Source organism: Aquabacterium sp. (assembly GCF_004297345.1).
GTDB lineage: Bacteria > Pseudomonadota > Gammaproteobacteria > Burkholderiales > Burkholderiaceae_C > Aquabacterium.
Window position 1 is genome coordinate 1 of the sequence record NZ_SCTN01000263.1, and the last position, 9,573, is coordinate 9,573.

General features: G+C 61.9%; 7 protein-coding genes and 1 pseudogene. 2 read left to right on the forward strand and 6 right to left on the reverse strand.

Annotated elements, in window-relative coordinates; translation table 11 throughout:
* Window positions 1-290: pseudogene (locus tag EPO09_RS09290) on the forward strand (chemotaxis protein CheA); the annotation flags it as partial.
* A gap of 23 nt (window positions 291-313) precedes the next feature.
* Here the strand turns inward: EPO09_RS09290 and EPO09_RS09295 are convergent.
* Window positions 314-958, reverse strand: a complete 645-nt coding sequence (locus EPO09_RS09295; RefSeq protein ID WP_290642416.1) for an FxDxF family PEP-CTERM protein — start codon at window positions 956-958, stop codon at window positions 314-316.
* 376 nt (window positions 959-1,334) lie between these two features.
* Between EPO09_RS09295 and EPO09_RS09300 the strand changes: the two genes are divergently transcribed.
* Window positions 1,335-2,444, forward strand: coding sequence for an SGNH/GDSL hydrolase family protein (locus tag EPO09_RS09300; protein ID WP_290642418.1), 1,110 nt, complete (start codon window positions 1,335-1,337; stop codon window positions 2,442-2,444).
* Window positions 2,445-2,463: 19 nt separating this feature from the next.
* Here EPO09_RS09300 and EPO09_RS09305 read toward each other — a convergent pair whose 3' ends face one another.
* The 5 genes from EPO09_RS09305 to EPO09_RS09325 all read right to left on the reverse strand — a co-directional run bounded on the left by EPO09_RS09305 (window position 2,464) and on the right by EPO09_RS09325 (window position 9,519).
* Window positions 2,464-3,420 (reverse strand): alpha-E domain-containing protein, encoded by a 957-nt coding sequence (locus EPO09_RS09305; RefSeq protein ID WP_290642428.1) that lies wholly within the window; start codon window positions 3,418-3,420, stop codon window positions 2,464-2,466.
* Window positions 3,421-3,555: 135 nt separating this feature from the next.
* Entirely contained in the window at window positions 3,556-4,989 is a 1,434-nt protein-coding gene (locus tag EPO09_RS09310) for a circularly permuted type 2 ATP-grasp protein (RefSeq protein WP_290642420.1), read from the reverse strand.
* Window positions 4,990-5,250: 261 nt separating this feature from the next.
* Window positions 5,251-5,814: a hypothetical protein gene (locus tag EPO09_RS09315; RefSeq protein WP_290642422.1), complete on the reverse strand. Its 564-nt coding sequence runs from the start codon at window positions 5,812-5,814 to the stop codon at window positions 5,251-5,253.
* A 127-nt stretch (window positions 5,815-5,941) separates the two neighbouring features.
* On the reverse strand, window positions 5,942-6,886 hold the full coding sequence (locus EPO09_RS09320) for a transglutaminase family protein (RefSeq protein ID WP_290642424.1): 945 nt from the start codon (window positions 6,884-6,886) through the stop codon (window positions 5,942-5,944).
* Window positions 6,883-9,519: a circularly permuted type 2 ATP-grasp protein gene (locus EPO09_RS09325; protein WP_290642426.1), complete on the reverse strand. Its 2,637-nt coding sequence runs from the start codon at window positions 9,517-9,519 to the stop codon at window positions 6,883-6,885. Before EPO09_RS09325 ends, EPO09_RS09320 begins: the two co-directional genes overlap by 4 nt.
* Window positions 9,520-9,573 lie beyond the last annotated feature (54 nt).

The window sequence follows — 9,573 nt, forward strand, 5'->3', positions numbered from 1 at the left end:
CTCAACTGATTTTCCGATCGGGTTTTTCCACAGCCGATCAGGTCACGGAAGTATCCGGTCGAGGCGTGGGCATGGACGCGGTACGTGGCTTCCTGGAGAGAGAAGGCGGCCATATCGCCATTCGATTCCTGGACGATCAGCACGACGCCGACTTCCGACCTTTCGAAACGGTGATCAGCCTGCCTGACAAGTTCGCGGCATCACTGGATGCAGCCATGTCTTTCGAGGCCTTGCGCGCCAGAGTGCAGGCGGCCAACTCGGCCCAACGTGGCGCCTCGGCGCAGGCCTAGCGACCGACGCGCCGCGCCAGCACTCAAGGCTGGCGACGGCGCTTCAACAAGCCGATCACGCCCAGCGCCGCCAGCACAATGGCCGCCGTGCTGGGCTCAGGCACGGGTGTGATGTTGAGGTTGCCGCCGTAGCTGCCGCCAAAGGCGCCGGCAATCGTGCCGCGGAACTCCAGCGCGTAACGCGCGCCTGCCTGTAGATCAACGTTCTGGAACAGCACGGTCGTGCCGGTCAAACCGGGCGCCAGCAAGGCAGATGAGGTCCATGACTGGATGGGCTTGCCGCTGCTGGGCAAGCCGGTCGTCAACGAGGCGACATCGGCATCCAGCTTGTACAAACGTGCCGAAAAATCCTGCAGGCTCAGGAAGCTGCCCAGATCGATGGACACGGCCGCGGCATTGAAGCTGGCCTGTGGTGCGAAGGGCAAATTGAAGACGTAATCGTCATAGAAATACGACTTGCCGCCGATGCTGGCCAGCACCACTGACGACCCATCCTGAGACACATAGCCGCCTGACCCATTGGCAGCGAAGGTGTTGCCAATGCTGCGCGTGAACGGCAGGGTGATGTCACCAAAATTGTTCACCACATGATTGGCCGGATCGGCCCAGACCGACATGGCGGACACGAGGCCCGCTACCAGCAACACGATTTGCCGAGACTGAAACATGAGCTGCTCCCTGATTGGATTCGGCGTCATCGCCGCATGCCAAGCAGGATAGAAACGAGACATGTCATGCGTGCCATTTGTTCTGGCGCGCAAACCATGCTGAACAGTCCGCAAACATGAAAGGGCCGCGACAAACCTTGTTGACGCATGGGCCGATCAGCACATCAGCATGACGCACATGGCTTTTGCGTCACACGCAGATAGGTGGGAGGGGTACCCCTGAATTGGCGTCGATTCACAAGAATCGGTCATCGTTTGTCGGCACGCTGACATACTCACCCCGACACAAAAATCCAGCCTCACAGGCGAGACGAACAACATGAAACACCCATTCCGTCACCTTGTCGCATGCAGTACCCTGACCCTTTGCAGCGCGATGTTCCACACAGCCAGCCATGCCCAACTGCCCCCTGCGCTGCTGGCCGCCACTGGCCAGGCCAGCGGCGTGGTGCTGACACCAGCCACGGCCTACGTCATTGGCTCGAACGTGCTGCTGTGGAACGGCATCATGAGCGTGTTCGGATCAGGTGTGAAGCCGTACTCGGAAGGGCTGCGCATGCTGACGGTCAAACAAGCGATCAGGTTGCGCCCCACGCCGCTGCCACCCCACCCTCCTGCTCAGACCATCGCCAACAGCTACACCAAGGTCGTCTCGTTCGGCGACAGCATGAGCGATACAGGCAATCTGTTTGACTCGATGGTCGCCTTTGGCGGGCAAGGCCTGCCCACAGCGCCCAGCAGCCGCGGGCGATTCTCGAATGGCGTGGTGGTACTGGAGGCCATGGCCAATGCCTTGAACCTGCCACTGATGAACTACGCTTTTGCTGGCGCACGTTCAGGCACAGACAACCTGATGCCTGTTTACGGCATGCAGCAAGGCATGCTCAAGCAGATTCAGGATTGCCTGGACAACCAACCCAGCACCAGCACGCCACTGGACGCCAATGCGCTGTATGTGCTGTGGACAGGGCCAGATGACTTCTATGCCAACGGCAACATCTTCAACAAACTCACAGCCAACCTGATTGCCAACAACATCAACAAGGGCCTGACCAAGTTGTACCAACGCGGCGCTCGCCACTTCTTCGTGCCGCAGATGCCCGACCTGAGCATCACGCCATCAGCGCACCAGCACAACAAGACGCTGAGCAATTACCTCGACAACGCGAAAGCACGCAGTGCGGAATTCGCGGCCGCACTCAACACAACGTTGACGGCCTTCGCCAAGCAATACCCGCAAGCCACGGTGAGAACGTTCGAGACCTACACCTACTCGCAGGCGCGCATGGTGCAAGCGGCGGCGGAAGGCAACAACGTGACAGAGCCCTGCTACACGCCGAACTTCCCAGGCGTGCCCGGCCCCGTGTGCGCCAACCCCGACAAATACCTCTTCTGGGATGCCAACCACCCCACGGCGGCAGGCTCGACCGTCATCGGGACGGACTTTGCGAAGGCCATGGCGGGTGCACCCTTGCCCTCGCATTGACAGTTTTTTTGCCTTTTGATCAGGCTGGCATCAGGAAGTCACGGCTGATGCCATAGCCCAGATCACCCACGCGGTCGAGGAACTGCGTGAGGTAGGCGTGCAGGCCGGTGGCCACGATCTCGTCGATGCGGCTGAACTGCAGGTCGGCGCGCAGGCGGCCTGCACGGCGCAGTGTTTCGTGGCTGTGGTCATTGGCCACCGCACGCAGATTGCTCACGACCTCGTCCATGCAGAACACGAGCGAACGCGGCATCTCGGCGCGCAGGATCAGCAACTCGGCCACCTTTTCCGGGCGGATCACATTGCGGTAGACCTTGCGGTACACCTCAAACGCCGACACGCTGCGCAGCACGGCTGACCAGTGATAGAAGTCGACTTCCTTGCCCTCGTTGCCCAGGCCGGAGCCAAAGAACTCGGTGTTGCGGGCGTGGAACTTCACGTCCAGCAAGCGCGCCGTGTTGTCGGCCCGCTCCAGGAAGGTGCCGATGCGCTGAAAGTGGAAGGACTCGTCCTGCAGCATGGTGCCCAGGGTCACACCACGTGAGAGGTGCGAGCGGAACTTCACCCACTCGAACAGCTCGGCCGGGTCCTTGGCCCACGCGCCTGACTTGACCAGGCGGTTGTACTCCAGCCAGGTCTGGTTCATGGTCTCCCAGACTTCGGTCGTCAGCGCGCCACGCACCGCGCGGGCGTTCTCACGCGCGGCCCGCAGGCAATTGAGGATGCTTGACGGGTTGGACGCATCCGTGACCATGAAGGCCATCACGTCGCGGGCGTTGATCTCGTCATACTTGGCCTTGTACTCAGGCAGCAACTCGCTGATGCCCAGCAAGCCCCGCCAGCCAGCCTGCGCCGACTCACTTGATTGCGGTAGCAGCGAGGTCTGGTAGTTGACGTCGAGCAGGCGCGCGGTGTTCTCGGCACGCTCCATGTAGCGTGCCATCCAGAAGAGGTGGTCAGCGGTGCGCGACAGCATGGGCTTTATCTCCAGATGCGAGGCGTTGCTTGCGCGCAAGGCCCCGGTTTCAGTCTCGATCAGGTGGGACGGCAGATGGTCTTCGATGCGTTCATTGAGCATGGCGGCGTCCTCCGGTAATGACTTTTGTTCAGATCAGGTTTCCAGCACCCAGGTGTCCTTGGTGCCACCGCCTTGCGAGCTGTTGACGACCAGCGAGCCTTCCTTGAGCGCCACGCGGGTCAGACCACCAGGCACCATCTGCACTGACTTGCCAGAGAGCACGAAGGGCCGCAGGTCAATGTGGCGTGGCGCGATGCCGGACTCGACAAAGGTTGGGCAGGTCGACAGCGACAGCGTGGGCTGCGCGATGTAGTTGCTCGGGTTGGCGATCAGCGCCTTGCGGAAATCCTCGATCTCGGCCTTGGTGGCCGCCGGGCCCACCAGCATGCCGTAGCCCCCTGCCCCGTGCACTTCCTTGACCACCAGATCGGCCAGGTTGTCCAGCGTGTACTTGAGGTCATCCTTCTCGCGGCAGACATGCGTGGGCACGTTCTGCAGGATGGGTTTTTCGCCCAGATAGAACTCGATCATCTTGGGCACGTAGGGGTAGATAGACTTGTCATCCGCGATACCGGTGCCAAAGGCATTGGCCAGGGTGACATTGCCGGCGCGGTAGGCGCGCAGCAGGCCGGCCACACCCAGGGTCGAATCCTTGCGGAAGACTTCCGGGTCCATGAAGTCATCGTCCAGGCGGCGGTAGATCACATCCACGCGCTGCGGGCCACGGGTGGTGCGCATGTAGACGAAGTCGTCCTTGACGAACAGGTCCTGCCCTTCCACCAGCTCGATGCCCATCTGCTGCGCCAGGAAGGCGTGCTCGAAATAGGCAGAGTTGGCAGAACCCGGCGTGAGCACCACGGCGGTCGGCTCGTTCACGTTGGCAGGTGCCATGGCCCGCAGGGTATCGAGCAGCAAGTCCGGGTAGTGCGCCACGGGGGCCACACGATGCTCGGCAAACAGATCGGGGAAGAGCCGCATCATCATCTTGCGGTTCTCCAGCATGTAGCTCACACCGGAGGGCACGCGCAGATTGTCTTCGAGCACGTAATAGGTGCCCGAACCATCCGGGTTGCAGGCGCGCACGATGTCGATGCCCGCGATGATGGAGTAGATGCCGCCGGGTACCTTGAGGTCCACCATCTCCTTGCGGAACTGGGCATTGTTGAGCACCGGCTCGGCGGGGATGATGCCCGCCTTGAGGATCTCCTGGCCGTGATAGACGTCTTCCAGGAAACGGTTGAGCGCCGTCACACGTTGCTTCAAGCCCTTTTCCATCTCGCGCCACTCGGCGGCCGGGATGACGCGAGGAATCAGGTCAAAGGGGATGAGGCGTTCCGTGCCGGCACCGTCTTCATCCTTGTCGCCATACACCGCGAAGGTGATGCCAACACGGCGGAAGATCATTTCTGCTTCTTCACGCCGCGAGGCCATCAGTTCGCGGGGCTGCCGCCCCAACCAACGGTCGTAGGTCTTGTAGTGTTCGCGCACCTCAGTGCTGCTCACATGCATTTCGTCGAAGAATCGCATCGTTGGGCCCCTTCCTGCAGGGGTGGGTAAAGCTGCGGTCAACATGACCATGCACAGAGTGTGCCAGGGTCATCACCATGGCCATTGAGGTGGCACAGGTTTCGGGCGAGCAGCCCACATGTCTCCCATGCTTTTGGTGCACCCATCGCCTCGAATGGTGCACTCAATGGGTGTGCAGCTCGCTCACGCGAGCTGAAGGATCACGCAAGCACCAATCAGGTGCAAGCAAATCCATATCCCTGTCTCCCGACAGGCAAAGCATCACTTGCCTTGACGGCGTGCCCACAAAGCAACGCAAACCAGCCCGGACATGGTCAAAGCGATGTCAGAGGGCTCGGGCGCCGATGACGCCACCCCGCTGACCGAGTATCCCCATTCCTGAACGCCCCAACCCGTTTCGTCAGGGCTGCGCACATAGTGACCAACGAACTGAAGCGCGTACTGGCCTTCGGCCAGGTGGTCAAAAGAGAAGTTGATCGTCGCCTTGGGCTGGGAAACATCGATGCTGCTGTAGGTGACGGCGTGATCCGCCGACATCAAGCTGACGCTGCTGAACATGAACGGAGCCAGCCCATCTGAGGTCTCAAATACAGCGCCGACAGAGCCTTGCAAATCCATGAACCGTGCAGATGGCGGAACCGGGCTGTCATACCAGTTGATGGCAAAGCCACGCGTGACCACGAACGTGTCCTGGTAGACGCCGAAAGCGCTGTTGCCCTCACCGATCGAGCTGGAATAGGGCCCCAGTTCGCCTGGTGTCGCGTAGCTGAAACCGCAACTCACGATGAGCGCGCTCATGCACGCCAGTCGAAGCAATTTGCTCATGATGAACCCGCCTGTCATCTGTCGAAAGCCATTAGATGAAGTCCACTGTAGCAAGGACTTCAGGCAAAGACGGGCATGAAAGCGGCTCCCCCCCTAACAAATCGGGTCGATATGACCTTGGTCAGTCTCAGGCCCAGGGCGCACCCATGGCTTCTTCGGACAACAACCTCGTGGTTACCCGCACTCGCAAGGTGTGGCTACCGCCCCCGCGGATCACGCCACGCAATGGGGTGACATCGCCAAAATCACGTCCATGCGCGACACGCACGTGGTGAATATCGGGCACGCAGTCATTCGTGGGATCCAGATCGAGCCAGTCCTCTGCACGATCCAGCCCCAGAGCGGGCACCCAGACGCTGACCCAGGCATGCGAAGCATCAGCCCCGACCAGTGGCGCCTGCCCTGGCGGCGGCAAGGTCAGGAGATAACCGCTCACGTAACGACCAGCCAGACCGCAGGCACGCAAACAGCCCAGCATGAGGTGGGCAAAGTCCTGGCACACGCCTTTGCGCTGCAAGAAGACATCCAGGACGGGCGTGGAAATATCCGTCGAGGCAGGGGCATATTTGAAATCCTCGTGGATGCGGCTCATGAGCTCGATCGCGGCCTCGGCCAGCGGCCGGTCATCGCGCAACGACGCCAGGCCATACTCGCGCAAAGCACTCAGGCAGGGCACATAGGGCGAGGCATACAGGTATTCGCTGGCTGGCTGGAAAGCGGCGTGAGCCCGGTAGGACAACCATTGCCGCACCTCGGCGCAGGTAGGCCCCTTGGCGGGATCCAAGCCCTTGTAGCGCGATGACACCGTCACCTGGCTTCGCGCCATCACGCGCAGTTGGCTATGCGCCGCATGCAAGGCGAAGTAAGCGCGGCTGTTGCCATGGCTGTCACGGCGCGTGCTGTGCTGCGTAGGCACCGGGCTGACCGACATGTCAAACACATCCAGGTGCTGGCCGGCATCACTGAGCGGACGCAAACAGGCGATGTGCTGGGCCTGATCAACCGCGTGGTTGTAGGTGTAGAGCGTTTCGTGCTCAACCGACAGGCGCGCCGAATCGACAGGCTCGCTCATGCGCTCACCATCGAATCAGTTGGCTCGGCATGCGCAAAGTAGCGCCGCCCCACCTCGTCGGACAAGCGCCAGCCCGCTTCGATCAAGCGATTGAGCATGCCAAGCACCGCTTCATCGCCACTGGCAGGATCACACAGATCAGGCAAGGTGCACCCGACGCCGACATGTGGCAACAAGGCCAAGAGATCCTCGTGCGAACCGCCTCGGATTGGCAACTTGACCAGTTCAGTGCGCAACCGCCGCAGCACACAGGCCAGCGCCCGCGGATTGGTCTCATCCATCACAAGCAAAGCCAGCAAGGCCGGGCGCTCCAGACGGCGCTGGAAACGCGCCCTGAAAGTGATGGTGCTGTCAAATAGATCAACAACCAGATCAAAGCCCTGTGCATGCAGCAAGGCTTTGTTCTCCCAGAATGATTTGAGCATGCTGGCATAGCCCGTCAGGCGCTCGATCAAACGCCCCACGGTCAGCAAGCGCCAGCCGGGGTCGCGGGTCATGCGGTCGGTCTGGGCTCCTGTCACGGCGGCGAGCTGCATGCCCAGGTGTTCGAAGGCCTCATAGGCTTGCGTGAGGCTGGTGAGCCTGCTGGGGGCGAGGGCGTCATGCCCTTGTGCCTCCGCAACAGGCGTGCCGGCAGCCGTCACGCGCTGGTGAAAGTCGGTGCTCAGCGCGCGCAGCAGGCGTGCGTGCTCGGGCGACAGCCTTTCACGCAGACTTTGTGCCGATCGGGCCAATGCCGCCAGGTTGAAGCCCAGGCTGCAGGCGCCGTGCTGGCCTGTGGCATCGATCAAGGCATCCATGGCAGCCCGCTCGAAGACCCTGGGTGACTGGCTCAGACTGGGTGTGCCAGGCGGCACCAGGCCATTGGCCTGTGCCAGATCCGACAGCACACGTGAAACCGTGTCGTGCACCTCGTCATCACTGGACTGCAGGCTGACCAGAGCCTGCATCAAGCGCAATTGCTGCTCCGTTCGTTCGGTGTAGCGGCCCATCCAGAAGAGGTTCTCGCCCGTGCGACTGGCCACGGGGCGCTGACGCTGCACCAACTCTTCCAGCTTGATGGAAGCAGGCAGCATCGAGAAGGTGTCCACGGATTCGTCTGTCAGCACCCAGGTATCCAGGCTGCTGCCGCCCAGTTGCATGGACACCGGACCTGCTTCACGCGTGGCGATGCGCGTCATGCCGCCTGGCAAGACCTGCCAGCCACCTTGCCCGTCTGACAAGGCGTAAACGCGCAGGGAGGCCCCCCGCATGCTCAAGGCACCAGACGACCACACCGGCGCCTGCGCATAAGGCACGAAGCGCTGCACGGTGTAGGAAGCTGGATCCTGCTCGATACGCTCGCGCCAGGCGGTCTGCGCTTTGGCCGAGAGGGTATGGCCGATCACGGCATCAAAGCGCTGACGCGGCGAGGCAGAGCCCAGCCCGGGCGTGCTGGTCAGCGGATAGCTGGGACGGATCACCCTGGCATTGAGGTCTTCACGCACGTCGTCCCAGGCCGCCTCTTCGCCACACCACCAGGTAGGCAACGAAGGCAAGCTGAGCTCTTCACCCAAAAGCTTGCGAGACAGGGCTGGCAGGAAACCGTGTACGGCGGGCGACTCCAGAAAGCCGGTCCCCAGGGCGTTGGCCAACACCACTTTGCCCGCCCGCACCGCCTGCATCAGACCGGGAATGCCCAAGGTCGAATCCGAGCGCAATTCCAGTGGATCGCAAAAATCGTCGTCCAGGCGCCGCAGCAGGCCGTGAATAGGCTCCAGCCCCTGCACCGTCTTGAGGAACAGGCTCTCGTCACGCACGACCAGGTCACCGCCTTCCACCAGGGGCAGGCCCAGGTAGCGCGCCAGGTAGGCATGCTCGAAATAGGTTTCGTTGTACGGCCCTGGTGTCAGCAGCGCCAGGCGCGGGGTCTCGCCACCCGAACAGCTGGCAGCCAGTTCGGTCATGGTCTCCAGCATGCGACGGTAGCCGCTGGCCAGATGCTGCACGTTCATCGCCCGGTAGGCCTCAGGCAGGATGCGCGAGACGATCAGGCGGTTTTGCATCACGTAGCCCAGTCCCGACGGTGCCTGCGTGCGCTGCGACACCACCCGCCATTCGCCGTCCGGCCCGCGAACGAGGTCAAACGCCACAACATGCAAGTAGACGCCACCCACTGGTTTGACGCCCTGCAGACCCCGCAGGTAGCTCGGATGGCCCAGCACCAGCGCCGAGGGCAACAAGGCCTCTTTCAGCACTTGCTGCTCGCCGTAGACGTCTTCCAGCACACGGTTGAGCAAGCTGGCACGCTGGGCGACACCTTGCTCCAGATCGCGCCAGTCATCGGCAGAGATGATCAGCGGCAAGGGCTCCAGCGACCAAGGCCGACTGGGCCCGCCTTGCGCGTTGTACACGTTGTAGGTGATGCCATCTTCCTGGATCTGGCGGGCCAGCAGGCCTTGGCGGCGGCTGAGGTCATCCAGCGGTGCATCCAGGTGCTCGGCAAAAGCCTGCCACGCAGGCTTGAGCGTGCCATCGGCCTGCCGCAACTCGTCGAAGTGCCCCGCCTCTGCGGGACGCGCACGCCGCAATAGGTCCTGGGCGTTCTGCTCAGGCAAGGCGGGATCGTCAAACAGTTGCAAGGACGAGGACATGGTGGTTCAAAAGCAAATACCCTACCAGGGCAAGGAGGGTATCAGGCCAAAGAA